This is a genomic window from Cellulomonas carbonis, assembly GCF_014636275.1.
Lineage (GTDB): Bacteria > Actinomycetota > Actinomycetes > Actinomycetales > Cellulomonadaceae > Actinotalea > Actinotalea carbonis.
On the sequence record NZ_BMEB01000001.1, the window covers coordinates 82,764 to 107,868 of the forward strand.

Genomic DNA, 25,105 nt, shown 5'->3' on the forward strand with positions numbered 1-25,105 from the left:
CCGGTACCACCACGGCTGCGCGCCACGCGCGCATGACCCCTTTTCCCCGGCGCCTGCTGGCATGATGCGGGACGACGGCACGACGACGTGCCGCCCTCGCGTGCGAGCCGCCGCCCTCCCCGGACCGGAGCACGGGTGACCGGCGTCCGCGTCGGCGAGCCCGCAGCACGGAGGTATCGATGAGCACCCCCCACCCACCCCAGGTCGAGGCAGCGCGGGCGATGGCGCCCGAGCAGCCGCCCGCCGCCGGGACCCCGCGACGGACGTCGCACGCGAGGGACTTCGGCCGCGGCTTCGTCGTCAAGCTGATCCTGATGGCGCTGGTCAACGCCCTCGGCGTCTACGTCGTCCTCGCCGCGTGGGGCGAGGAGTCCTACGGGATCATGTGGTCGATGGTCGCGATGCTCGTCGTCGCCGACTACGTGTACTTCTCGCGCAGGGCGCTGCCGCTGAAGTACATCGTCCCCGGGCTCGTGTTCCTCCTCGCGTACCAGATCTTCACCGTCGTCTACACGGGTGTCGTCGCCTTCACCAACTACGGCGACGGCCACAACTCGACCAAGCAGGACGCGATCGAGTTCCTCCTCATCTCCAACGAGCGCCGCGTCGAGGGGTCGCCCACCTACCCCGTGACCGTCGTGCGCGCGGGGGACCAGCTCGGGTTCGCGATCGTCAACGCCGACGGCGAGGTCCGTGTCGGCACCGCCGAGCAGCCCCTGCAGACCGTCGACGGGACCGCGACCGACGGGGTCGCGAGCGAGGTCCCGGGCTACGAGGTGCTCGGGCGGCAGGAGATCCTCGAGAACGCCGACGACGTGACGGCCCTGCGGGTCCCCGTCTCCGACGACGCCGAGGACGGCTCGCTGCGCACGCAGGACGCTCGGAACGCGTTCGTCGCGAAGTCCTTCCTCGAGTACGACGAGGAGGCCGACGTCATGCGCGACCTCTCGACCGGCGCGGTCTACACGCCCAGCGACGAGGGGTACTTCGTCGCCGAGGACGGCACGCGGCTGCAGACCGGGTGGCGCGTCAACGTCGGTCTCGACAACTTCGCGACCGCCTTCGGCGACGCGCGCTACGCGACGCCGTTCTTCAAGATCCTCGCCTGGACGTTCGCGTTCGCGATCCTCTCGGTCCTGACGACCTTCCTCCTCGGCCTCTTCCTCGCGATCGTCTTCAACGACCCGAGGCTCCGTGGCCGCAAGATCTACCGGACGCTGCTGATCCTCCCGTACGCCGTCCCCGGCTTCCTCGCGGCGCTGCTGTGGTCCGGCATGCTCAACCGGCGCTACGGCTTCGTCAACGAGATGCTCCTGGGCGGGGCGGAGGTCGGGTGGCTCACCGACCCGACGCTCGCCAAGCTCTCGGTGCTCGGGGTCAACCTGTGGCTGGGCTTCCCGTACATGTTCCTCATCGCGACCGGCGCGCTCCAGGCGATCCCGTCGGACGTGCTCGAGGCCGCGAAGATCGACGGCGCGGGCCGCATCCGGACGTGGTGGTCGGTCACGATGCCGCTGCTCCTCGTGTCGACCGCACCGCTGCTCATCTCGAGCTTCGCGTTCAACTTCAACAACTTCACGCTGATCTACATGCTCACGCGCGGCGGTCCGCGCTTCACCGACGCCTCGGTGCCGCTGGGCCACACCGACATCCTCATCTCGATGGTCTACTCCGTCTCCGGCCTCGACGGCACGGCGGCGAAGAACTACGGCCTGGCGAGCGCGCTCTCGATCGTCATCTTCGTGATCGTGGCGACCATCTCGGCCCTGGCGTTCCGTCGCACCCGCTCGCTCGAGGAGATCAACTGACATGGCCACGCAGATGCGGACCCAGGTGGCCGGCACGCGTGCCGGGCAGCGCGGCGACGTCGCGCCGCACAAGAGGATGTCCCCGGGCCGGTACATGACCGAGCTCGGCTGGCGGCACCTCGTCGGCGTCGTCGCCGTCGTCTACGCCGCGTTCCCGCTGCTGTACCTCATCTCGGCGTCCCTCGCCGAGCGGGGCACGCTCACGGGGTCGAACGACCTGTTCTCGACGGTGTCGTTCAACAACTACGCGGACCTCGGCGACACGCTCTTCTGGACGTGGTTCGGCAACACGCTGCTCATCGCGGGGATCACCGCGATCGGCACGGTGCTCATGGGCGCCGCCGCGGCGTACGCGTTCTCGCGCTTCCGCTTCACGGGTCGCCGTGCCGGCCTGACGGCGCTGCTGATCATCCAGATGTTCCCGCAGATGCTCGCGTTCGTCGCGATCTTCCTGCTGCTCATCGGCCTCGGGAACGTCGTCCCGACGCTCGGCCTGAACAGCAAGATCGGCCTCATCTGCGTGTACCTCGGCGGCGCGCTGGGCGTGAACACGTTCCTCATGTACGGGTTCTTCAACACGGTCCCGCGCGAGCTCGACGAGGCGGCGAAGATCGACGGCGCGTCCCACGCGCAGATCTACTGGACGATCATCCTGCGGCTCGTGTCCCCGATCCTCGCGGTGGTCGGGCTGCTGTCCTTCATCGCGACGTTCGGCGAGTTCATCATCGCGCGCGTGATCCTGCAGTCGGAGAGCAACTGGACCCTCGCGGTGGGGCTGTTCGGCTGGGTGTCCGACCTGCTCGAGGCGCAGTGGGGCCTCTTCGCGGCGGGTGCCGTGATCTCGGCCGTGCCGGTCCTCGCGCTCTTCCTCTTCCTGCAGAAGTACATCGTGGGCGGCCTGACGGCGGGGTCGGTCAAGGGATGACGGCACGCCTCCTCGAGGCGCACCACGACGGCAGCGAGCTGTACGTCCCGGCGGGCACGCCGGCGCTCGGGGACCGGGTCCCGGTCCGCGTGCGCGTGCCCGCCGGGTCGCCGGCGCGTGCCGTGCACGTGCGCACCGTCCGCGACGGCGAGCCCGAGATCAGGCCCGCGCGCCTGGACCGGACCGACGGCGACGAGCGCTGGTTCGTCGCCGAGGTCGAGGTGCACAACCCCGTCACGCGGTACCGGTTCCTGCTCGACGCGCCCGGCGGCTACCGCTGGCTCAACGCCCGCGGCGTGCACGACCGCGACGTGCCCGACGCGGGCGACTTCCGCCTCACGGTGCACGCGCCGGCGCCCGCCTGGGCGCGCGACGCCGTCGTCTACCAGGTGTTCCCGGACCGGTTCGCGCGGTCCGGCGCCGAGCGCCCGGTGCCGGGGTGGGCGGTCCCCGCCGCGTGGGACGACGAGCCGCTCATCGCGGGCCAGGACGTCGGCCGTCAGCTCTACGGCGGCGACCTCGCCGGGATCGAGGAGCACCTGGACCACCTCGAGCGGCTGGGCGTGGACGTCCTGTACCTCACGCCGTTCTTCCCCGGACGGTCGAACCACCGCTACGACGCGAGCACGTTCGACCACGTCGACCCGCTGCTCGGCGGGGACGAGGCGCTCGCGTCGCTGTCCGCCGCGGTGCACGCGCGCGGCATGCGCATCATGGGGGACATCACGACGAACCACACGGGCGTCGGCCACGAGTGGTTCGAGCGCGCGCGCGACGACCGGGGCAGCGAGGAGGCGTCCTTCTACCTGTGGACGCGCGACGGCTACGTCGGCTGGCTCGGCCACGCGAGCCTGCCCAAGCTCGACCACTCGGCCCCGGCCCTGGGCCCGCGCCTGATCGACGGCCCCGACTCGGTGATCGGGCGCTGGCTGCGCCCGCCGTACGCGCTCGACGGCTGGCGCGTCGACGTCGCCAACATGACGGGCCGCTACGCCGACCAGGACCTGACGCACGACGTCGCGCGCCGTATCCGTCGCACGCTCACGGACGTCTCGCCCGACGCGCTGCTGGTCAGCGAGCACTTCCACGACGCGAGCGACGACCTCACGGGCGACGGCTGGCACGCCAACATGAACTACAACGGGTTCAGCCGCCCCGTCTGGACGTGGCTCACCCCACCGGGCGAGCACCCGATGCTCGGCCTGCCGGTCGCGCGTCCGCGGCGTCCCGGAGGGTCGATGGTCGCGACGATGCGCGAGTTCGCGTCCGCCGTCCCGTGGACCGTGACGGCCGCGCAGTGGAACATGCTCGGCTCGCACGACACCGCCCGGATCCGGACGCTCGTGGGCTCGCCCGAGCTCGTCGAGGTCGCGGTCGCCCTGCTCATGACGTACCCCGGGACGCCCATGGTCTTCGCGGGCGACGAGGTGGGGGCCACGGGCACCACGGGCGAGCACGCGCGGACGACGATGCCGTGGGACCGGCCCGCGGACCGGGACGAGGCGACGTTCGCGACGTACCGGGCGCTCGTCGCGCTGCGCCGCTCGTCGCGCGCCCTCAGGCACGGCGGCCTGCGCTGGGTGCTCGCCGACGACGACGCGGTGGGCTACCTGCGCGAGACCGCGGATGAGCGCGTGCTCGTCGTGGCCGCCCGCGCACCGTGGTCGGGCGTGACGCTGCCCGCCTCGCTCGCGACGGGCGAGCCGGAGGCGCTGCACGGGTCGGTGCCGCTGTCCCTCGGGCCCGACGGGCTGCACGTCGGTGGCGTCGGTCCGGGGGTCGGGGTCTGGCGCCTCGCCTGACGGCGCCGTGCCGTGCCGTGGCGTGCCGTGGCGTGCCGTGCGGAAGCGGTCCGCGGAGCCAGGTGCCGCCGTCGGAGCCCCTGGCTAGGGTGATCACGTGAGCGACTCGACGGGTCCCGGCGCCCTCCGGGGCGCGGTCCGGGGCGTCGCGCTCGAGGGCCACGCGGCCGCCCGGGGCACCTACGACGACGCGGACCAGGAGCGCTGGTTCCCGGAGGAGCCGAAGAACCCGCAGCGCACGCCGTTCGAGCGCGACCGCGCGCGCATCCTGCACTCGTCGGCGCTGCGGCGCCTCGGCGCGAAGACCCAGGTGCTCGGGCCCGCGAGCGACGACTTCGTCCGCACCCGGCTGACGCACACGCTCGAGGTCGCGCAGGTCGGGCGCGAGCTGGGCAAGGCGCTCGGCTGCGACCCGGACGTCGTCGACGCGGCGTGCCTCGCGCACGACCTCGGCCACCCTCCGTTCGGGCACAACGGCGAGCGCGCGCTCGCCGAGGTCTCCGCCGGGATCGGCGGCTTCGAGGGCAACGCACAGACCCTGCGCCTGCTGACCAGGCTCGAGCCGAAGGTCGTCGACCGCGCGACGGGCCGCCCCGCGGGCCTCAACCTCACGCGGGCGAGCCTCGACGCGTCGGTCAAGTACCCGTGGTCGGCCGCCGACGCGCGGCGTTCGGGCGCGCGCGCGGGGTCCCTCAAGTTCGGCGTGTACGACGACGACGTCGAGGTCTTCGCGTGGCTGCGCACGGGGTCGTCCGGCCGGGTCCGCTGCCTCGAGGCGCAGGTCATGGACCTCGCCGACGACGTGTCGTACTCGGTGCACGACGTCGAGGACGCCGTCGTCGGCGGGCGGCTCGAGCTCGAGGTGCTCGACGACCACCAGGAGCGCGAGCGCGTGCTGGGCGAGATCGTCGCGTGGTACGGCGGCGCGGTCCCGGCCGACGAGCTGCGGCTCGCGATGGCGCGCCTGGCGGCCTGGCCGTCCTGGGTCCGCGGCTACGACGGGTCCCGTCGTGCGCTCGCCGCGCTCAAGGACATGACCAGCCAGCTCATCGGGCGGTTCTGCGGTGCGGCGATCGCGGCGACGCGCGAGCGCTTCGGTCCCGGCCCGCTCGTGCGGTACGGCGCCGAGCTCGTGGTCCCGGTCGCCACGACCGCCGAGATCCTCGTCCTCAAGGGCCTCGCCGTCACCTACGTCATGGCGCCGCGCGAGCAGGAGCCCCTGTACCGGCGCCAGCGCGAGGTCATCGCGGACCTCGTGGACGTCGTCGGGCGGCGCGCGCCCGTGTCGCTCGAGCCCACCTTCGCGGCGGACTGGGCGGCCGCGGCCGACGACGCGGCCCGCCTGCGCGTCGTCGTCGACCAGGTCGCGTCCCTGACCGACGTGAGCGCAGCGGAGTGGCACGCACGGCTCGTGCACCCGCCGCGCCACTGACCGCGTCCTGGCGAGCCGTGCACGCCTAGACTCACGCCCGTGGCAGGCCGGATCGTTCGTGACGACGTCGCGGCCGTCCGCGAGCGCGTGCGCATCGACGAGGTGGTCGGCGAGCACGTCACGCTCAAGCCGGCCGGCGTCGGCTCGCTCAAGGGCCTGTGCCCGTTCCACGACGAGCGCTCGCCGTCGTTCCACGTCCGGCCCCAGGTGGGGCTCTGGCACTGCTTCGGGTGCGGCGAGGGCGGCGACGTCATCTCGTTCCTGCAGAAGATCGACGGGATGGCCTTCGCGGAGGCCGTCGAGCACCTCGCGGGCCGCGTCGGGATGCAGCTGCGGTACGAGGAGGGCGGCGCGGCACGCCCCGGTGAGGAGCCGGGACGTCGGCAGCGGCTGCTCGAGGCGCACCGCCACGCGGCGGCGTACTACGCCGAGCAGCTGCTCACACCCGCCGCGGCGGTCGGGCGGGCGTTCCTCGCCGAGCGCGGGTTCGACCGGTCCGCCGCCGAGCAGTTCGGCGTCGGCTTCGCGCCCCAGGGCTGGGACCACCTGCTGCGGTACCTGCGCGGCAAGGGGTTCACGGAGGCCGAGCTGACCGCGTCGGGGCTCATGAGCCAGGGCAACCGCGGGCTCTACGACCGGTTCCGCGGGCGGCTCGTGTGGCCGATCCGCGACGTCACGGGGGACGTCGTCGGCTTCGGTGCGCGCCGCCTGCTCGAGGACGACCAGGGGCCCAAGTACCTCAACAGCCCCGAGACCGCGTTGTACAAGAAGGCGCAGGTCCTCTACGGGATCGACCTCGCCAAGCGCGAGATCGCGCGCCGCAGGCAGGTCGTGGTCGTCGAGGGCTACACCGACGTCATGGCCGCGCACCTGTCGGGCGTGCCGACCGCGGTCGCGACGTGCGGGACGGCGTTCGGCTCGGACCACGCACGGATCGTGCGCCGCCTGCTCGGCGACACGTCGACCGGCGGCGGCGTGCAGCTCGCGTCCGGGGCGTCCGTCGGCGGCGAGGTCGTGTTCACGTTCGACGGCGACGAGGCCGGGCAGAAGGCCGCGCTGCGGGCGTTCGGCGAGGACCAGCGGTTCTACGCGCAGACGTTCGTGGCCGTCGAGCCGAGCGGGATGGACCCGTGCGAGCTGCGTCAGGAGCGCGGCCCCGAGGCCGTGCAGGCGCTCGTGCGCGGCCGGCAGCCGCTCTTCGAGTTCGTCATCCGCTCGACGCTGCGGCGCTTCGACCTCGACACGGCCGAGGGACGGGTCAACGCGCTGCGGGCGTGCGCGCCCGTCGTCGCCGGGATCCGGGACACCGCGCTGCGCCCCGAGTACGCACGCATGCTCGCGGGCTGGCTCGGGATGGAGGCCGAGGTCGTCCAGCGCTCCGTCACGGCGGCCGCCCGCTCGGGCGGCGGTCCGGGTGGTGAGCGCGGAGCGCGCGACGGCGGGCGTCCGGGTGGCCCTGACGGTGGGCGTCCGGGTGGGCACGGCGGTGGGCACGCCGGCGGGCACGGCGGGGGCGGCGACCCGCGGCGGCACCCGACGATGCCGGGCCCGGGGGAGCGGCCCACGGGGGAGCCGGGCGGCGAACGCCGTCGTCTCCTCGCGCCGGACCGCGCCGACCCCGTCGCCAAGCTCGAGCGGACGGCGCTCGAGGTGCTCCTGCAGCACCCGGGCGCGCTCGACCCCGCGACGGTCGACGGCCTGCCGGGCGACACGTTCAGCGTCCCCGCGTTCCGCGCGGTGCACGAGGCGATCCGCGCGGCCGGCGGCCTCGCGTCCGCGGTGGGCGAGAGTCCCGCGACGTGGGTCGAGCGCGTGCACGAGGAGGCGGCGGGGCCCGTCCAGGAGCTCGTCACCGAGCTCGCGGTGACGCCGCTGCCCGAGGACCGGCCCGACGCCGTCGACGGGTACGTCCGGGGCGTCGTCGACGCGCTGCTGGACCTGGGCCTCACGCGACGCATCGCCGACAGCAGGAGCCGCCTGCAGCGCATGGACCCCGAGCGCGAGGCCGAGGCGTACGGCGCGGCGTTCGGCGAGCTCGTCGCCCTCGAGCAGCAGCGCAGGGCCCTCCGCACGACCGACTGAGGCCCGACACCGACCCTAGGAGCGCACGTGCCCACGACCTCGCGCATCGCCCTCGTCCGCCGCCCGTCGCCACGCGTCGCCGAGGGCCTCGTGGAGAACTCCGAGCGCGTCCCGGTCGACGCCGCGCTCGCGCTCGAGCAGTGGCACGCGTACGTGCGCACGCTCGTCGCCGAGGGGTGGGAGACGGTCGAGGTGCCGGCGTCGGACGCGCACCCCGACGGCGTCTTCGTCGAGGACACGGTCGTGATGTTCCGCGGCGTCGCCGTCGTCACGCGACCCGCGCGGCCGAGCCGCCGCGGCGAGGAGGAGGCGACGGCCCGCGTGCTCGCGGACCTCGGCTGCGCGACGGCGGCGGTCCGCGCGCCGGGGACGCTCGAGGGCGGCGACGTGCTCAAGGTCGGCGACACCGTCTACGTCGGTCGCAGCGCCCGCACCGACGCCTCGGGCGTCGCCCAGCTGCGGGCCGTGCTCGCCCCGCTCGGTGCGACGGTCGTCGCGGTGCCCGTGACGCGCGTGCTGCACCTCAAGACGGCGGTCACGGCGCTGCCCGACGGGACCGCGATCGGGTACGAGCCGTTCGTCGACGAGCCACGGCTGTTCGACCGGTTCCTACCCGTGCCCGAGCCGCACGGCGCCGCCGTCGTCGACCTGGGCGGCGGGCGGCTGCTCCTGTCCGCCGCGGCGCCGCGCACGGCCGACCTGCTCGCGGACCTCGGGTGGACGCCCGTCCCGGTCGACATCGGCGAGTTCGAGAAGCTCGAGGGCTGCGTCACGTGCCTGTCGGTGCGCGTGCGGGAGCTCGTGGCCCGCTGACGGCCCGACGGCGCTGACGGGGCCCGCCGTGCTGCCCGTGCCGGCTGTGCTGACGGTGCCGACGGTGCTGACAGGTGCCCCGCGGTCCGCGCACCGCGGGTGCGCGGACCGCGAGGAGCCGGCGTCAGCTCAGCGGTGCCTTGAGGTCGCCCACGAGCATGCTGATCATCGAGTCGACGGCGTCGGCGTCCGCAGGGCCTTCGCCCGGCTGCTCGGGACCCGTCTGGATGGCGATGTTCGTGAGCGGCTTCGTGGTCGTCGAGCTCGACCCGTGCGAGTAGTAGACGTGCACGGGCGCCTCGTTGCGCAGCACGTCGTACATGCGGTCGAAGTCGCCGAACGGGATGAGCCCGATGACGTGGATGCCGTCGAAGTTCAGGCCCCCGACGTTGAGCGCGTACCCGCCGAGCTGCGCGTACGTGGGGAAGAAGTAGAGGGTCGCGCGGTTCTGGATGCCGTGCGCGAGGACCGGCCCCGTGATCGTCACGTGGGCGTAGGGGTTGCTGCCGTTGCGTGCGACACCGAGCGTGTACGTCTCGACCGGGATGGTGGGCATCTCATCTCCATTGACGAAGGCCGACCGGCCGGCGGACGTCGACCGGGGTTCACGCGGCCGGAGCGGCGTGGCTCAGGAGGGGGATGCCGCTCATCGTGGCACCCGGCCGGTCCGGGCGGTAGGGGCGGGTCGCACGGCGCGGTCGCGCGGTCACGGGGCGTCCTCCCGGCGACTCCTGGGATGATCCTCGGGTGACGCCCACCCTCGCCCCGGTCCTGCCCGCCCCCGCCGTCGCGTCCGACGTCCGGCTCGTGACGGTCGACATGGACGGCACCCTGCTGGACGACGCGCACGAGCTGCCGCGCGCGCTGTGGCCCCTGCTCGCCGAGCTCGAGCGTCGCGGCGTGCTGTTCTGCCCCGCGAGCGGGCGGCAGTACGCGAACCTCGCCGCGCGGTTCGGGGACGCGGGTGCCCGGCTCCTCTACATCGCCGAGAACGGCTCGTACGTCGTCCGCGACGGCGTGGAGGTCAGCTCCGACACGCTCGACCGGGGCGTGGTCCACGAGATCGTCGCCGAGGTGCGCGCGCTCACCGCGTCGGGGGCGGACGTGGGCGTCGTCGTGTGCGGCAAGCGGTCGGCGTACGTCGAGCGGACAGACGACCGGTTCCGCGCGGAGGCCGACCGCTACTACGCGCTGCTCGCCGTCGTCGACGACCTGCTCGCGGTCGACGACGAGGTGCTCAAGGTCGCCGTCTTCGACTTCGGCTCGGCCGCGCGCACGACGGCGCCCGCGCTCGCGCGGTTCGCCGAGGCGCACCAGGTGGTCGTCTCGGGGGAGCACTGGGTCGACGTGATGAACCCCGGCACGCACAAGGGTGCGGCGGTGCGCCGCGTCCAGGAGGCGTTCGGCATCACGCCCGCGCAGACGATGGCGTTCGGCGACTACCTCAACGACCTCGAGATGCTCGACGCGGCCGAGCTGTCGTTCGCGATGGCCAACGCGCACCCGGACGTCGTCGCGCGGGCCCGCTACGTCGCGCCGGCCAACGCCGAGAACGGCGTGGTCCGCACGGTCGCGGCCCTGCTGGGCATCGAGCTCGACGGCGTCGACCCGGTCTGATCCGCCGGGCCGGGCGCCGCGGGCACGCGGTCAGCGGCCGAGCAGGACGACGAGCTCGGTGAGCAGCGGCGCGACGACGAGCGCGGGCAGGAGCGACGCGACGGGCAGGTCCTCGCGGACCCGCAGCAGACGCAGCGCGATCCCGACCAGGAGCAGGCCGCCCGTCGCGGTCAGCGCCGCGACGTGCGCGTCCGGCAGGAACGAGCCGAGCAGCACGCCGAGCGCGGTCATGACGCCCTGGTAGACGGCGACCGACAGCGCCGACATCAGCACGCCCACGCCGAACGTCGACGCGAAGGCGAGCGCCGCGAACCCGTCGAGCACCGACTTCACGAGCAGCTGGTCGATGCCGGTCCCCAGACCGTCGGAGATCGGGCCGAGCACCGCGAGCGGCCCCACGCAGAACAGCAGCGACGCCGCGAGCCAGCCCTCGACGAAGCGCTCGCGCCCCTCCGCGGCCGGACCGCTCCAGCGGCGCGTCGCCCACGTGTGGACGCGCCCGCCGAGTCCCGCGAGCCGCTCCTCGAGGCCGAGGGCCGAGCCGACGATGCCGCCGACGAGCAGCGCCCCGAGGACCACCAGCACGGGGACGCCCGAGGGCATCGCCCCGGTCAGCGCGCGGTCGGTCACGGCGACGGCCGACAGCGCCGCGACGAGCAGCGTGACGAGCCCGAGGACGTCGGTGACGACGTGGCGGGTCCGCTCGTGCAGGCGGTGCCCGACCGCCATCCCGGCGAGCGCCCCGACGACGACGGTGACGACGTTGATGACCGTGCCGATGCCGGGGAAGGTGCCGTCCACGGCCCGAACCCTAACGGCGCGGGTCGACCCGCTGCGTCCGCATCCGGACGGGAGGGCGCGGGCACGCCGTCGGTGGGGGAGCATGGGGGGATGGTGTCCGCGGGGGGACGGCACGAGGCCGGGGGACGACCGGACGCGACGTCCGACGAGCACGTCGCGCGCCGTCTGGCGGCCGCGCTCGCGGCGGGCCGCGTCGAGTTCCACCTCCAGCCGATCGTCGAGCTGCCGTCCGGGCGCACGGTCGCGCTCGAGGCGCTCGCGCGGTGGCACGACGACCAGCTCGGGCCCGTGCCGCCCGACCGGTTCGTCGCGGTCGCCGAGCGGACGGGGCTCGTCGGCGAGCTCGGGCGTCGTGCGCTGCACGCGGCGTGCCGGGACGCGGCGTCCTGGGCGGGGGCGGACGCGATCGTCGTCAACGTCAACGTGTCGCCGCTGCAGCTCACGGATCCCGACTTCGCGCACGTCGTCGCCGACGCGCTCGCGAGAACCGGTCTGGCGCCCGCACGGCTGTGCCTGGAGATCACCGAGGCGACCGCCGTCGAGGACCTGTGCCTGACCGACCGGCGGCTCGGCGTGCTGCGCGAGCTCGGCGTGCAGGTCGCGCTCGACGACTTCGGCACCGGCTACTCCTCGCTCACGGTCCTGCGCGACCTGCCGGTCGACGCCGTGAAGATGGACCGCGCGTTCGTCGCCCACATCACCTCCGACGCGCGCGACGCGGTGCTCGCGCGGCTCATCGTCGACGCGGCCCACGCCATGGGGATGCGGGTCTGCGCCGAGGGTGTCGAGACGACCGAGCAGGCGCGGCAGCTCGTCGCGCTCGGCTGCGACCGGGCGCAGGGGTGGCTCTTCTCCGCAGCCCTCCGCGCGGACGACCCCCGGCTCGCGGACGCCGTCCGCGGGACGCCGCTCGTGACCCGGCCGATCGCCGACCACGACGCGTCGCTGCCGCTCGCCGGGAGCGAGGAGCTGCTGCTCGTGACGCGCGCGGACGGCCGGATCGCGTTCGCGTCCGCCGCGGCCGTGCAGCTCCTGGGCACCGCGCCCGGCGACCTGCTCGGCACGCGCCTCGAGGACCACCTCGCCCCCGCGGACGGTCCCTCGGGCGCTGGGCCGGAGACCGGGGACGGCGGCTCGGTGCCGGCGGAGGGCACGCGCCGGCACGTCGCGCGGCGCGCGGTCCGGGGCGTGCGGCGGTGGCTCGACGTGACGACGCGCGTCCTCCGCGACGACGACGGACGCCCGCGCGAGGCGCTCGGCGTCGCACGTGACGTCACCGCCGTCGTGAGCGCCGAGCTCGAGCTCGCGGAGAGCGAGCAGCGGTTCCGTCGCGCGTTCGACGAGGCCCCGATCGGCATGGCGATGACGACCCTCGACGGCGCGTTCCTGCGCGTCAACACCGCGTTCGCGGCGATGCTCGGGCTCTCCCCGGACGACGTCATGCGACGGACGGTCGCGGAGCTCACCGTCGACGAGGACCTCGAGGCCGACCGGACGAACCTCGCGCAGGTCCGTCGCGGCGAGGTCGACGTGCACGACGTGCGCAAGCGCTACCGCCACGCGACGGGCCGGCCCGTGCCCGCGCGGGTCCGCGCGGCGCTCGTCGAGGGACGCGACGGCACGCCGCCGTACCTCCTCGCGCACGTCCTGCCCGACGTCGGCGAGGGCTAGGACGCCTCAGCCCGCTGCGCGCGCCGTCAGCCAGTCGACGAGGTGCTCGCCGTCGACGGGCGGGGCGTAGTGGAAGCCCTGGGCGTGGTGGACGCCGACCTCGGCGAGCCGGACCGCGACCGGCTGGGACTCGACGCCCTCGGCGATCACGTCCAGGCCGAGCGACCCCGCGAGGTCGACGACGGACCGGATGATCGCGAGGTCGACGTCGCCGTCCTCGACCTCGGCGACGAACGCGCGGTCGATCTTCAGCGTGCTCACGGGGAGCGAGCGCAGGTACGCGAGCGCCGAGTAGCCGGTGCCGAAGTCGTCGACGGCGCACGTGACCCCGGCCGACGCGAGCCGCTGGAGCACGGCCCGGGCGCGCCGCTCCACGAGGGCCGACTCGGTCACCTCGACGGACAGGACGCCCGCCGCGCGCGCGAGCTCGTCGACGAGGGTCTCCGCCGACTCGCGGTCGGTGAGGCTCGCGACGCTCACGTTGACGGCGATCGGGAGCGCGACGCCGAGGGCGCGCAGCCGCTCCGCGAGCGCGGTCGCGTGGCGGACGACGCACAGCGTCAGCTCGCCGATGAGCCCCGTCTGCTCGGCGAGCGGGACGAACTGGTCGGGCGGCACGAGGCCGCGCGCGGGGTGCCGCCACCGCACGAGGGCCTCGAGCGAGACGGGGGCGCCCGACGCCATGTCGACGACGGGCTGGTAGTGCACCTCGAGCTCGCCGTTGCGGATGCCGGCGCGCAGCTCGGTGATGAGCGTGAGCCGCTCGGCGGGCGCGGCGTCGACCGTCGGGTCGTACACGACCCAGTGGCCGCCGGACGTCCGCTTGGCCCGGTACATCGCGACGTCGGCGTGGCGCAGGAGCGTCGAGGCGTCCGTCCCGTGCGCGGGCGCCACCGCGGCGCCCATCGACGCGGACAGCGTGATGTCGAGGCCGTCGAGCCGCACCGGCTCCTCGACGGCCGCGAGGAGCGACTCGGCCACGATCGTGAGCGCGTCGTCGGCGAGCGGGCCCGGCAGGCACACCGCGAACTCGTCGCCGCCGAGCCGCCCGACCGTCCCGGCGTCGCCGACGACGACGTGCAGCCGGCCGCCGAGCACCTCGAGCAGCAGGTCGCCGGCGTGGTGACCGAGCGAGTCGTTGACGTCCTTGAACCCATCCAGGTCCAGCAGCAGGAGCGCCGTCGAGGAGCCGTCCTCGAGCGCCGTCGCGATGGCAGCGTCGACCTCGCGCCGGAGGACCACCCGGTTCGGCAGGCGCGTGAGCGCGTCGTGCTCGGCCAGCTCGCGCAGTCGCTCCTCGGCGTCGTGGCGCTCGACGGCGGCACCGAGCACGTGCGCGAGCTGCTGCAGGAACACGACGTCGTCGGTCGGGAACGCGTCGTCGTCGGTCGCCGCGACGAAGACCGCGCCGTGGACCAGGCCGCCGACGATCACGGGTACGGCGGCGTCGCTGCGCAGGCCCAGCGGCAGGACGGGGCCGCGCTGGACGTCGTCCGGGCCCGGGATGCGGGCGACGGCGGTCGCGACGCCGCTGGTCAGAGCCCCGAAGAGCGCCGTGCCCCGGACGCCGTCGAGGTCGAGGGCGGGCGGGAGCCCCTCGGCGAGCGGGCCGGCTGCCGCGTCGAGCAGGACCCGTGCGCCGTCGAGCCTCACCACGCCGGCCAGCGGCGGTCGGAGCACGCGGCGGACCTGCTCGACGGTCGCGGTCGTCAGTGTGCGCGGGTCGGTCGCCGTCACGGCCTCCCGGCCGAGCTCGGCCACGGCACGCTGCTGGTCCGCACGCCGCTCGAGCGCACGCGCAGCGGTGTGCGACGCCGTGACGTCGAGGAAGTAGACCGACAGGCCGTTCCCCGAGGGGCGCGCGCGCACGTCGAACCACCCCTCGAGCGGCGCGTAGTACTCGATGAACGCGACGGGGCGCCCCGTCGCGACCGCCTCGCGGTAGCCGCGCTCGAACGACGAGCCGACGGTCTCGGGGAACTCGTCCCAGATCGACGCGCCGAGGAGCTCGCCCGCCGGGCGGCGCAGGAGCCGCTCGGCCGCGGGGTTGACGAACGTGAAGCGCCAGTGGCGGTCGAGCGCGTAGAACGCGTCGGACGCGCTGTCGAGCAGCTCCCGGGTCCGTGCCGCCGCGAGCTCCGCCGACAGCTCGGCGCGCGACCGCTCGAGGATGAGGGCCGCCGCGCCCGCGACCTCGTGGAGCAGCACGACGCGCCGGGCGCGCTCGGCGTCGTCGAGCCCGGTCGGGAGCCACACCGCGACCCTCCCGAGCGGCTGCCGGTCGCGGCCCAGGAGCGGGAGGTCGACCGGCGGCACGGTCACGTCGGGTGCGCCGGCGGTCGCCCGGTACGGGCGGACGTCGGTCCCGGCCCACCCCACGACGGTGGGTGGCGCCGCGGAGGCCACGACCCCGAGCGCGCGGGTGACGCGGCGGACCTGCTCGGCGACGGCCGAGACGGTCGCCGCGTACGTGCCCGCCGAGGAGACCGCGAGGACGGCGTCGTGCACCTCGCGTCGCTCGCCCTCGCGGCGCCGTGCCTCGGTCACGTCGCGGGCGATCCCGTAGCACAGGCCCGTCGAGGGGTCGGCCCACGCGCTCCACACGAGGTCCCGCCAGCCTCCTCTCGCGTCCTGGTACCGGTTCTCGAAGCCGGCGAACCGCTCGCCCGCGGCCATCCCGGCGAGCACGTCGCGCGTCGCGTCGACGTCGTCGGGGTGCACCAGGTCCAGGACGCGTCGCCCCACGAGGGTCGGGACGGGACGGTCGAGGGTCGTGGCCCACGCCTCGTTGAGGTGCACGAAGCGGCCCGCGGCGTCGACGACGCAGAGCAGGTCGAGCGAGAGGGCGAAGAATCGCTCGAGATCGCCCCGCCCGGGGGAGGCCATGAGCCACTGTGACGTGTCGCGGGGGCCACCGCCAGCAGGGGAACCGCCCGGTCGGCCGGCGCGTTGGTCCGGAGACGACGACGTCGGCGCGAAGCCCGCCCCGCGCACCGCGGCGGCGCGGGATCCTGGCAGCGGGTCCCGGCGACGCCGACCGGCGCCGACCCGCACCCGAACGCACCCGTCCGCACCCGAGCGGGCCCGCCGGAGCCGAGGAGCACGCCGCATGACGACCGCCGGAGCCGACCAGCCGGACACCCGTCCCAGCACGCGGGGGGTCGGCCACGCGCTCGTCGCGCCCTGGTCGCTCCCGCCCGAGGACGTCGTGCGCGAGGTCGCCGGGAGCAGGGAGGGCCTCGGCGCACGCGAGGCGCAGGAGCGGCTCGTCCGCGACGGCCGCAACGCCCTGCCCGAGCCGCCACGGCCGTCGGCGGTCCGGCGCCTGCTGAGCCAGTACGCCGACGTCCTCATCTACATCCTGGTCGTCGCCGCGGCGCTCAAGGCGTTCACGCGCGACTGGGTCGACCTCGTCGTGATCGTCGTCGTCATCGTCGCGACGGGACTCATCGGCTTCGTGCAGGAGGGTCGCGCCGCGTCCGCCCTCGCGGGTCTGCGCAGGATGCAGTCGCTCGACGCGCAGGTGCGCCGCGACGGCGACTGGGGCGTCGTCGACTCGGCGACCCTCGTCGTCGGTGACGTCGTCCGTGTGCGCAGCGGGGACCGGGTGCCGGCCGACGTCCGGCTGCTCACCTCGGCCCAGCTCCAGGTCGACGAGTCGGCCCTGACCGGCGAGTCGGTGCCCGCGGAGAAGTCGGCCGACCCGGTCGACGCCGACGCCGGCGTGGGCGACCGCACGCCGATGCTGTTCTCGGGCACGATCGTGACCGCCGGGAACGGCGAGGGGGTCGTCGTCGCGACCGGCCGGGACACGGAGATCGGCCGCATCTCGACCCTCGTGAGCGAGCAGACCACCACGGACACGCCGCTGGCGCGCCAGCTCGACCACCTCGGCAAGCAGCTCTCGGTGCTCATCGCCGTCCTCGCCGTCGTCATGCTGCTGGTCGGTCGCCTCGTGCACGGGCTCGACGTCGACGCGCTCATCTCGGCGGCCATCGGGTTCGCGGTCGCCGCCGTCCCCGAGGGGCTCCCCGCGCTGGTGACGATCACGCTCGCGCTCGGCGTGCAGCAGATGGCCCGGCGTCGGGCGATCACGCGCAGGATGGAGGCCGTCGAGACCCTCGGCTCGACGACGACGATCTGCTCGGACAAGACCGGCACGCTCACGCAGAACGAGATGACGGCCCGTGCCGTGGTCACGCCCGCGGGCTCGTACACGGTCGAGGGCACGGGGTACGACCCGGCCGGACGCGTCGTCGCCGCGGACGGCACGGAGGCGGACCCCCGGGCGCACCCCGACCTGGCGGCGCTGGTGCTCGCCGTCGGCATGTGCAACGACGCGCGGGTCGAGCGGGCCGACGACGGGTGGCGCGTCGTGGGGCAGCCGACCGAGGGTGCGCTGGTCGTCCTCGCTGCCAAGGCGGGCGGCGTGCCCGACGCGGCGGAACGCGTGCACGTGGTGCCGTTCGAGTCGAGCCACAAGTTCGCCGCGACGCTGGACGACGTCCCCGCCGCTGCGCTCGGCGGGGCCGCCGGCGGAAGGCGGGACGGTGCGCCGGCAGGCACGTCGGGCGGGGCGCTGCGGCTCGTGCACGTCGTCGGGGCGCCGGACCGCCTGCTGGACCGCGCGCGCACCGAGTGGTCGGCCGACGGCGAGCCCACCCCCCTGGACCGGGCGGCGTGGGACGAGCGGGTCGACGCGCTCTCGGCACGTGGGCTGCGCGTGCTCGCCGCGGCCGTCCGGCCGGCCGACGGCGTCGTGACGATCACGCTGGACGACGTCGACGACGACCTCACGTTCCTCGGCGTCGTGGGCATCGTCGACCCGCCCCGGCCCGAGGCGACCGCGGCGATCGCCGAGGCCCACGGTGCGGGGATCCGCGTCAAGATGATCACCGGCGACCACCGCGGCACCGCGACGGCGATCGCGCGCGAGCTCGGCATCGCACCCGGGGAGGGCGACGTCCGCGCGCTCACCGGCGCCGAGCTCCAGGCGATGGACGACGACGAGCTGCGCGAGGTCGTGCGCGACGTCGACGTCTACGCGCGCACCTCGCCCGAGCACAAGCTGCGGATCGTCCGCGCGCTGCAGTCGCACGGTGAGGTGGTCGCGATGACCGGCGACGGCGTGAACGACGCGCCGTCGATCACGCGCGCGGACGTCGGCGTCGCGATGGGGATCAAGGGCACCGAGGCGACCAAGGAGGCGGCCGACATCGTCCTGGCGGACGACGACTTCGCGACCATCGAGCGGGCGGTCGAGGAGGGCAGGCGCATCTACGACAACATCCGCAAGGCCGTCGTCTTCCTCCTGCCGACCAACGGCGCGCAGTCGCTCGTCGTCCTCGTCGCGGTGCTCGCGGGGCTCACCCTGCCGCTGTCGCCCGTGCAGATCCTCTGGATCAACCTCGTCACGGCGCTCACGCTGTCCCTCACGCTCGCCGGCGAGCCCGCCGAGCCGGGGATCATGCGGCGGCCGCCGCGGTCCCCGGACGAGCAGGTGCTGTCGGGGCGCGCGACCGCGATCGTGCTCGTCGCCTCGGTCGTCATCGGTGGTGCGACGCTGCTGGTCTACCTCCTCGAGAGCGCGCGCACGGGCGACCACGCCGTCGCGCAGACGTCCGCGGTCATGATGCTCGCGCTCGGCCAGCTCGCGTTCCTGCTCAGCTGCCGCCTGCTGAACGGGTCGGCCTTCACGGTCCGCGTCCTCACCGGCAACCCGGGGCTGTGGGTCTCGGCGGGTGCCCTCGTCGCGCTGCAGCTGGTGTTCACGTACGCACCGTTCATGCACGGCTGGTTCGGGTCCGCGCCGATCGGCGTGCACGGCTGGGTCCTGACGGCCGGGGCCGCCGTCCTCGTCTTCCTCGTGATGGAGGCGGCGAAGGCCGTCGTGCGAAGGGCTCCCGCCGGTCGTCGTGGAGGAGTAGACCGGGAGGTGGACCCGCGAAGGAGCTGAGCCATGCCTGCCGTCGTCGCCCGCGGACTGCGCAAGACCTACGGCGACGTCGTCGCCGTCGAGGAGGTCGACCTCACGGTCGACGAGGGTGAGGTGGTCGCCCTCCTCGGGCCCAACGGAGCCGGGAAGACCACGACGGTGGAGCTGCTCGAGGGTCACCGCACCCCCGACGCGGGCGAGGTGCGGGTGCTCGGCCACGACCCGCGCACGGGCGGACGGGCCTTCCGTGAGCGCATCGGCGTCGTGCTGCAGGAGGCCGGGTTCGAGGAGCTGTTCACGCCCCGCGAGCTGGTCCGCCTGCACGCCGGCTACTACCCGGCGCCGCGCGCCGTCGACGACGTGCTCGCGCTCGTGGGTCTCGAGGACAAGGCCGACGCGCGTGTGCGCACGCTCTCGGGCGGCCAGCGTCGGCGCCTCGACCTCGGCCTGGGGATCGTGGGCAACCCCGAGATGCTCTTCCTGGACGAGCCCACGACGGGGTTCGACCCGTCGGCGCGCCGCCGTGCGTGGGACCTCGTCGACGCGCTGAGGGGGCTCGGTGCCACGATCCTGCTCACGACGCACTACCTCGACGAGGCCGAGCACCTCGCGGACCGGCTCGTCGTCGTCGACCGCGGGCGCGTCGTCGCGACGGGCACACCCGAGCAGCTCGCCGCCGCGGCGGGCCTCGCGACCGTCGTGTCGTTCCGCCTTCCCGGCGGCGCCTCGGCGGGCGACCTGCCCGCGCTCGGCGACGGCGTCCGCGTCTCGGGTGCGGTCGTCGAGGTACGGACCCGGACCGCCACGGCCGACGTCGCCGCGCTCGCGGCGTGGGCGGTCGCGCGCGGGAGCGAGCTCGAGGCCCTGACCGTCGCGCGTCCGACCCTCGAGGACGTCTACCTCGACCTCGTCGAGGAGGCGACGGGGCCGTGAGCGGCGGCGCACTGCTCGCGCGTCAGGTCCGTCACGAGCTCGTCGCCCTCGTGCGGTCGCCCGTCACGCTGATCCTGAGCGTCGGCTTCCCGCTGCTGTTCTTCGTCCTCATCGCGGCGCTCGTGGGGGACGTCGAGGTCGCCGGGAGCGGGGGCGTGCGCGTGGCGCAGCTCGTCGCCCCGGGCTTCGCCGCGTTCGGCGTCGTCATGGCGACGTTCTCGTTCCTCGCGTACGGGTTCTCCGAGGCGCGGGCGACCGGGGTCCTCAAGCGTCTCGGCGGCACGCCGCTGCCGCGGTGGGCGCTGCTCGGCGGACGCATCGGGGCGGCGCTGCTGCTCGGGCTGATCGCGACCGCGCTCGTCGTGGGCGTCGGCGTCGCGGCGTTCGGGATCGAGGTCCAGACCCGGTCGGTCGCGGCGGTCCTCGTGACGATCGTGCTCGGCTCGGTCACCTTCAGCGCGCTCGGGCTCGCGCTCGCGACCGTGCTGCCCACGCCGCAGACCACGCTCGCGGTCACCAACGGCCTGGTCGTCGTCCTGTCGTTCTTCTCAGGGGTCTTCACGTTCGGCGCGCAGACGCCCGCGTGGATGTCGACCGTCGGCTCGCTGTTCCCGCTCGAGCACCTCGTCGTCGTGCTCGGCGACGCGTTCGACCCGTTCCTGACCGGCTCGGGCTTCCAGCCCGACCGACTGGCGGCGCTCGCCACGTGGGGGGTGGCCGGTGCGCTCCTGGGGGCATGGGGCCTGCGCCGGACCGCCGACGGTGCCACGCGGACCACCCGGGCCACGCGGGCGACCCGGGGCGGGCGGGCCGCGGGCGTGCGCGGACGGGACCCGCGCGCCGCCGACGCGCGCCCGCGTCGTACGACCCGCCCGACCGTCGGCCGGCTCGTGCTCGACGAGGTCGGTCACACCCAGCGGGCCCTGTGGCGGGACCCGTCGTCGACGTTCTTCGCGGTCGCGTTCCCCGTGGTGCTCGCGGTGGTGATCCCGCTGGTCAACGGGGGCGGCGACGTCGAGCTCGAGGACGGCGCCCTGCTCGGCACCTGGTTCGCGGCCACGATGGCGGTCTACGGAGCGGCGGTGACGGCGTACGTCAACATGCCCGAGTCGCTCGCGGAGGCCCGGGCGCGCGGGGTCCTGAAGCGCCTGCGCGGGACCCCGCTGCCGCTCGGCGCGCTCCTCGCCGGACGGGTCGCGGGCGCGGTCGCGATCGCCCTGTGGACGACCGCCCTGGTGCTCGGCGTCAGCGCGGTCGTGTTCGGGACCGGCGTCCCGCCGGGGTGGTCGGCGGCGGCGGGCGTCGTGACGCTCTCGGCGGTGTGCTTCGCGACGCTCGGTCTCGCGGTCGTCGCGCTCGTGCGGTCGGGCGAGTCGGTCGTCGGGGTCACCCTCGGCTCGCTGCTGCCGCTGTGCTTCGTGTCGGACGTCTTCGTCCGGGGTGCGACCTTCCCGCCCTGGCTCGACGCGCTCTCGTGGGTCTTCCCGCTGCGGCACGCCGCGAACGCGACGACGACCGCGGTCGTCGGCGACGCCGTGCCGGCGGAGCACCTGCTCGTGATCGCCGCGTGGACCGTCGCGGGGGCCGCGGTGGTCGCGTGGCGGTTCGAGCGGGCGGAGGCCGCCCGGCGGCACGGTCCCGTCGGACCGCGTCGTCCCGCGCCGTCCCGGGCGAGGAGGCGGCACCGCGTCGTGGTGTGAGTCCGCGGGCCGGTCACGGTGCGGGCGTCACGGGGCCTGCTTCCCGGTCGGCCCGATCTGCGCGTGGTAGTGGTTGGCGTGCGCCTCGCGGCCGTGCTTGGTGCCTGGCGCGGACGTGGGGTGGTCCGGGTGCATGACGAACGACGAGGTGCCGATCACGGACGCCGGCTCGGTCTGGCCCGGACCCGCGGTGCGGTCCTGGTACTCGGCCGTGAAGAAGGCGTAGAGCTCGGCGAACACCCTCCGTGCGAAGCCGTCGGCGTCCGGGAGCGAGGTGAGCCGGTACTCGAGCGTGCGGCTGCCCGGCGGCCAGTCGGGCAGCCGCGGCCTGGTCGGGTGCGCGAGGTTCGGGACCGACCGGCGGCCCCAGTCGTTGAGGATCGTGAGCGTGTAGGGCGTGTCGGCGGCGACCCCGCGCAGGCCGACCAGGTCGATCGCCCGCCCCTGACGGTGGCAGTCGCCGCGCGGGTCGCGCGCACCGCTGATCCCGACGTGGTGGATCTCCGTGACGCCGCCGCTGCGGTGGAGGTGGTCGGCGAGCCGCAGGAGACCGACGAGGTGCCGGACGTCCAGCGCCAGCAGGCTCGTCGTGACGGGGTCGTACCCCATCGGCGTCCCGGGTGGCCTGCTCCGGTCCCCGAAGGCGACGGTCCGGAACGTCACGGGGCCGATCGTGCTCCCGATGCTCACGGGCTCGGTCGCGACGGGTGAGACCACGGCCCCCGCCGCGTCGAGCACCGGCGCCGGCGTCATGGTGATGACGCCGGCGGCGTGCGCGGCCGCGGCGATCGCGAGCGCCTGCGGCTTGGTGAGGTCGCGCGCGGGGACGTGCGGCGACGACACCTGCGCGAGGAGGTCGCCCAGCAGGCTCGCGCCGACAGGCATGACCGCGAGCAGGGGCAGCCGGGCCAGGACCGTCCCGACGACGTCGGGGAACGCCGCGACGCCGGACCCGGCGACCTGGGGGAGGATCCCGACGAGCGCCGAGCGGGACGGCTCCGGGTCGGCACCGAGCGCACCCGCGACCGCACGCGCGACGCCGACCAGCAGCTCGGTCGTCCCGGCGTCGGCCGCCGTGCCCAGCCGCGTCGACGTGACGCCCTCGGCGTCCACCTCGACGACGGTGCCCGCGGCGACGCGGCCGAGCAGCGCGTTGACCGCGGGCTCGGGGACACCGGCCAGGTCGACCTCCCCGTCGACCGGCGGCGACGTCGACCCGTCGTGCACGGGCAGCGTCGCGTCGTGCGCGGCGATCTCGTCGTCGAGCGCGGCGATGGTCAGCTTCCCGACCACCGCGTCGATCGCACCGGACGCGTTGAGGATCCCGCGTGCGGTCTTGTACGACGTGACGGCGCGGGACGTGTCGTCCCCGTAGACGCCGTCGGCGCCGCCCGCGCCGAGATCCTCCCCGAGGTCGACCAGGGCCTCCTGGACCAGGGCGACGTGGTGGCCGTTGTGACCGTGGAGGAGGTGGGCGGCGTGGTCGACCGCGCACGCCTCGAGCTCGGGCACCCCGGCGAACCGGACGGACTGCAGGGCCATGGCGTCTCCTCGGGCGGGGTGGGCGGGACTGCGGGTGCGCGGGCGGTCCCGGAGGCGGCCGGGCGCCGTCCCGTGGCCGGGTCAGCAGGTCGTCCGGGGGTTGAGGAAGTCCCGCACGAGCCGCTCGGGGTCCGGCACGAGCGCCGCGAGGCTCGACAGGTCGACCGGCAGGACGGGCGGTGCGAACGGGCCGAGCAGCGCGGTCGCGAGCACGTGCGACGCCTCGGTCATGCCGACCACCCGCAGGATCTCGCGCAGCGCCGCCCCGAAGTCGGCGGGTGGTGCCGACGCCGGGTCGGCCGGGCGGACGACGTGACCCCTCCGCTCGCCCGGTGCCTGCGGGAACGCGGCGAGCGCCTGGACCGGGTCGGCGAGGGAGTCCGGGTCGACGTTGAGGTGCTCGCCCCACAGCTGCATGCGCAGGTCCGCGACGCCGGCACCGACGTGCACGGGGGCGCCGGCCATCGTCCCAGGCCTCAGCTCGCGGTCGAAGACCCCCAGGTGGAGCTCCGAGTCCGTGGTCTGCGACCGGAAGTTGAGGTTGGCGGAGCCCACGGCCGCGTACAGGTCGTCGACCACCATGAGCTTGGAGTGGACGTAGATCTGCAGGGACGTCCCGGCGCGTTCCAGGTGGAAGACGTGCACGTTGCCCGGTGCGACCGAGGCGATGCGGCGCACCGTCTCGGCGCGCATGTGCTGGTGGACGGCCGACAGCCCCGGGATGTCGTAGTCCCGGCTCGTCAGGAGCACGACGTGCACGCCGCGCGCGGCGGCGTCGCGCAGGTCGTCGACGACCTCCGAGGGCCACAGGTACTGGTCCTCGACGTAGACGACGTGCCGGGCCGCGGCGATCGCCTTGCGGTAGGCCGCCAGGACGGTGTGCTCGCCGCCGGGCAGGAACGAGTAGATGCCGCGGCACGCGAGCGTCCGCAGCACCTGGACGGCGGCCGTGCCGCCCGTGACCGGCGGGCCGGGCGCCTCCGACGGGTCGACGGGGACCGGGACCGGGTCGTGCACGCTCGGCGTGGTCGGGTCGTTCCAGCGCTGGACCAGCGCATGCCACACCTGGCCCACGGCCGGCCCCTGGACCCGGGACTGGACGTCGTGCCAGCCGGGGAGCGTGATCGTGACGCCCGCGACCTCGGGTTCGCGCTGCCGGAACGGCGGGTCGACGTGCGCGGCGTTGTCCATGCGGTCCAGGCACAGGTCGATGCCGCCGACGAAGGCGAACGGACCCTCGGCGGCGCTCGTCACGACGACGGCCTTCTGGTGGTGCGACCCGAACAGCGGGACGCGGCCGTCGAGGACGGCGTGGCCGCCGCCGGTGCGCACGGCCGACCGGAACTCCGCGTTGTCGCGCGACGGGAGCGCAGGCACGGCGGGCCGCCGGAACGGCAGCGTCGAGAACGCCGAGCCGTAGGCGAGCACACGGACGACGACGCCGCGCGCGCTCAGGGCGGCGAGGCGCTCGGCGATCCCCGGGCCGGGCTCGGCGCGCAGCCGCTGCTCGGCGCTGAACCGCCAGCCGGCGAGGAGCACCTGGTCGCCGACGGTGAGCGCGTCGAGTCGGTCGGCGAGGATCCCCATGTACGTCTGGCCGTCGACCTCGAACGTGACCGCGTTGTCCGAGGTGAACGCCGGGCTCCGGAACGGGCTCATCACCGACTCGTCCAGGAGCCAGTCCTCGACGCGGGGCAGCTCCGGAGGTGGGGGCGGGGGTGGCGGCGGCGGTGCCTCCGCTGCGGCCTGGATCGCGTCGAGCGCGAGCACCGTGCGGGGCCCGACGTCGTCGATGACCTCGGCCTCCGGCACGCCCAGCACGTCGATCTTGAAGCGGCGGACCGCGCCCGCGGTCTCGTCCCCGTAGTCGCCGTCCGCGCCGAACCGGGGCAGGCAGGCCGGGTCGTGCAGGAGCAGCGCCTGCTGGAGCTTGCCGACCGCCGGGGCCTTCCGGTGGCGCGTGCGGGAGATCCGGTCGGTGTCGGCCGCGACGGCCTCGAGGACGGGGTCGCCGGCGAACAGCTGGGAGACGAGCACGAGGTCC

At 74.8% G+C, this 25,105-nt stretch carries 16 protein-coding genes; 11 read left to right on the forward strand and 5 right to left on the reverse strand.

Annotation, left to right across the window (positions count from 1 at the left end; all coding sequences use genetic code 11):
* Positions 1 to 179 precede the first annotated feature (179 nt).
* From IEV86_RS00390 to ddaH, 6 genes are all read left to right on the forward strand, one after another.
* On the forward strand, positions 180 to 1,808 hold the full coding sequence (locus IEV86_RS00390; protein WP_438501593.1) for an ABC transporter permease subunit: 1,629 nt from the start codon (positions 180 to 182) through the stop codon (positions 1,806 to 1,808).
* 13 nt (positions 1,809 to 1,821) lie between these two features.
* Positions 1,822 to 2,733, forward strand: a complete 912-nt coding sequence (locus IEV86_RS00395; protein WP_188484569.1) for a sugar ABC transporter permease — start codon at positions 1,822 to 1,824, stop codon at positions 2,731 to 2,733.
* Positions 2,730 to 4,535 carry a glycoside hydrolase family 13 protein gene (locus IEV86_RS00400; protein ID WP_043603865.1) on the forward strand — a complete coding sequence of 602 codons (1,806 nt, stop codon included), beginning with the start codon at positions 2,730 to 2,732 and terminating at the stop codon, positions 4,533 to 4,535. Before IEV86_RS00395 ends, IEV86_RS00400 begins: the two co-directional genes overlap by 4 nt.
* A 97-nt stretch (positions 4,536 to 4,632) precedes the next feature.
* A complete protein-coding gene (locus IEV86_RS00405) occupies positions 4,633 to 5,967 on the forward strand; it encodes a deoxyguanosinetriphosphate triphosphohydrolase (RefSeq protein WP_081978545.1) in 1,335 nt (444 codons plus the stop codon).
* A 39-nt stretch (positions 5,968 to 6,006) separates the two neighbouring features.
* Positions 6,007 to 8,049, forward strand: a complete 2,043-nt coding sequence (gene dnaG / locus IEV86_RS00410) for a DNA primase (RefSeq protein ID WP_043603863.1) — start codon at positions 6,007 to 6,009, stop codon at positions 8,047 to 8,049.
* Between the two features lie 27 nt (positions 8,050 to 8,076).
* On the forward strand, positions 8,077 to 8,862 hold the full coding sequence (gene ddaH / locus IEV86_RS00415; RefSeq protein ID WP_043603860.1) for a dimethylargininase: 786 nt from the start codon (positions 8,077 to 8,079) through the stop codon (positions 8,860 to 8,862).
* Positions 8,863 to 8,986: 124 nt separating this feature from the next.
* On the opposite strand, the gene IEV86_RS00420 is transcribed toward ddaH, so the two are convergent.
* Entirely contained in the window at positions 8,987 to 9,418 is a 432-nt protein-coding gene (locus IEV86_RS00420) for a hypothetical protein (protein WP_043603857.1), read from the reverse strand.
* 191 nt (positions 9,419 to 9,609) lie between these two features.
* Between IEV86_RS00420 and IEV86_RS00425 the strand changes: the two genes are divergently transcribed.
* The gene (locus tag IEV86_RS00425) at positions 9,610 to 10,479 is read left to right on the forward strand and encodes a Cof-type HAD-IIB family hydrolase (protein ID WP_043603854.1); all 870 of its coding nucleotides are present in this window, start codon (positions 9,610 to 9,612) and stop codon (positions 10,477 to 10,479) included.
* A 30-nt stretch (positions 10,480 to 10,509) separates the two neighbouring features.
* On the opposite strand, the gene IEV86_RS00430 is transcribed toward IEV86_RS00425, so the two are convergent.
* Complete coding sequence (locus tag IEV86_RS00430) at positions 10,510 to 11,280, reverse strand: DUF554 domain-containing protein (protein WP_043603851.1); 771 nt, start codon at positions 11,278 to 11,280, stop codon at positions 10,510 to 10,512.
* Positions 11,281 to 11,370: 90 nt separating this feature from the next.
* On the opposite strand from IEV86_RS00430, the gene IEV86_RS00435 reads away from it, so the two are divergent.
* Positions 11,371 to 12,951 carry a sensor domain-containing phosphodiesterase gene (locus IEV86_RS00435; protein WP_052425958.1) on the forward strand — a complete coding sequence of 527 codons (1,581 nt, stop codon included), beginning with the start codon at positions 11,371 to 11,373 and terminating at the stop codon, positions 12,949 to 12,951.
* 6 nt (positions 12,952 to 12,957) lie between these two features.
* On the opposite strand, the gene IEV86_RS00440 is transcribed toward IEV86_RS00435, so the two are convergent.
* Positions 12,958 to 15,837: an EAL domain-containing protein gene (locus IEV86_RS00440; RefSeq protein WP_052425957.1), complete on the reverse strand. Its 2,880-nt coding sequence runs from the start codon at positions 15,835 to 15,837 to the stop codon at positions 12,958 to 12,960.
* Positions 15,838 to 16,060: 223 nt separating this feature from the next.
* On the opposite strand from IEV86_RS00440, the gene IEV86_RS00445 reads away from it, so the two are divergent.
* Genes IEV86_RS00445 through IEV86_RS00455 form a run of 3 tightly spaced genes read left to right on the forward strand, consistent with a single transcriptional unit; the run spans position 16,061 to position 21,519 of the window.
* Positions 16,061 to 18,907 carry a cation-translocating P-type ATPase gene (locus tag IEV86_RS00445; RefSeq protein WP_081978543.1) on the forward strand — a complete coding sequence of 949 codons (2,847 nt, stop codon included), beginning with the start codon at positions 16,061 to 16,063 and terminating at the stop codon, positions 18,905 to 18,907.
* A 3-nt stretch (positions 18,908 to 18,910) separates the two neighbouring features.
* Entirely contained in the window at positions 18,911 to 19,819 is a 909-nt protein-coding gene (locus tag IEV86_RS00450; protein WP_043603848.1) for an ABC transporter ATP-binding protein, read from the forward strand.
* Positions 19,816 to 21,519, forward strand: coding sequence for an ABC transporter permease (locus IEV86_RS00455; protein ID WP_052425956.1), 1,704 nt, complete (start codon positions 19,816 to 19,818; stop codon positions 21,517 to 21,519). Before IEV86_RS00450 ends, IEV86_RS00455 begins: the two co-directional genes overlap by 4 nt.
* A 27-nt stretch (positions 21,520 to 21,546) precedes the next feature.
* On the opposite strand, the gene IEV86_RS00460 is transcribed toward IEV86_RS00455, so the two are convergent.
* Both IEV86_RS00460 and IEV86_RS00465 read right to left on the reverse strand, forming a co-directional pair.
* Positions 21,547 to 23,061: a peptidoglycan-binding domain-containing protein gene (locus IEV86_RS00460; RefSeq protein WP_052425955.1), complete on the reverse strand. Its 1,515-nt coding sequence runs from the start codon at positions 23,059 to 23,061 to the stop codon at positions 21,547 to 21,549.
* 81 nt (positions 23,062 to 23,142) lie between these two features.
* Complete coding sequence (locus IEV86_RS00465; RefSeq protein ID WP_052425954.1) at positions 23,143 to 25,098, reverse strand: phospholipase D-like domain-containing protein; 1,956 nt, start codon at positions 25,096 to 25,098, stop codon at positions 23,143 to 23,145.
* Positions 25,099 to 25,105: the final 7 nt, after the last annotated feature.

What these genes read in the sequence shown, in the direction of transcription:
- IEV86_RS00390 (WP_438501593.1), top strand. Translation starts at nt 180, where the DNA reads ATGAGCACCCCCCACCCACCCCAGGTCGAGGCAGCGCGGGCGATGGCG.
- IEV86_RS00395 (WP_188484569.1), top strand. Translation starts at nt 1,822, where the DNA reads ATGCGGACCCAGGTGGCCGGCACGCGTGCCGGGCAGCGCGGCGACGTC.
- IEV86_RS00400 (WP_043603865.1), top strand. Translation starts at nt 2,730, where the DNA reads ATGACGGCACGCCTCCTCGAGGCGCACCACGACGGCAGCGAGCTGTAC.
- IEV86_RS00420 (WP_043603857.1), bottom strand. Translation starts at nt 9,418, where the DNA reads ATGCCCACCATCCCGGTCGAGACGTACACGCTCGGTGTCGCACGCAAC.
- IEV86_RS00435 (WP_052425958.1), top strand. Translation starts at nt 11,371, where the DNA reads ATGGTGTCCGCGGGGGGACGGCACGAGGCCGGGGGACGACCGGACGCG.
- IEV86_RS00440 (WP_052425957.1), bottom strand. Translation starts at nt 15,837, where the DNA reads ATGGCCTCCCCCGGGCGGGGCGATCTCGAGCGATTCTTCGCCCTCTCG.
- IEV86_RS00445 (WP_081978543.1), top strand. Translation starts at nt 16,061, where the DNA reads ATGACGACCGCCGGAGCCGACCAGCCGGACACCCGTCCCAGCACGCGG.
- IEV86_RS00450 (WP_043603848.1), top strand. Translation starts at nt 18,911, where the DNA reads ATGCCTGCCGTCGTCGCCCGCGGACTGCGCAAGACCTACGGCGACGTC.
- IEV86_RS00460 (WP_052425955.1), bottom strand. Translation starts at nt 23,061, where the DNA reads ATGGCCCTGCAGTCCGTCCGGTTCGCCGGGGTGCCCGAGCTCGAGGCG.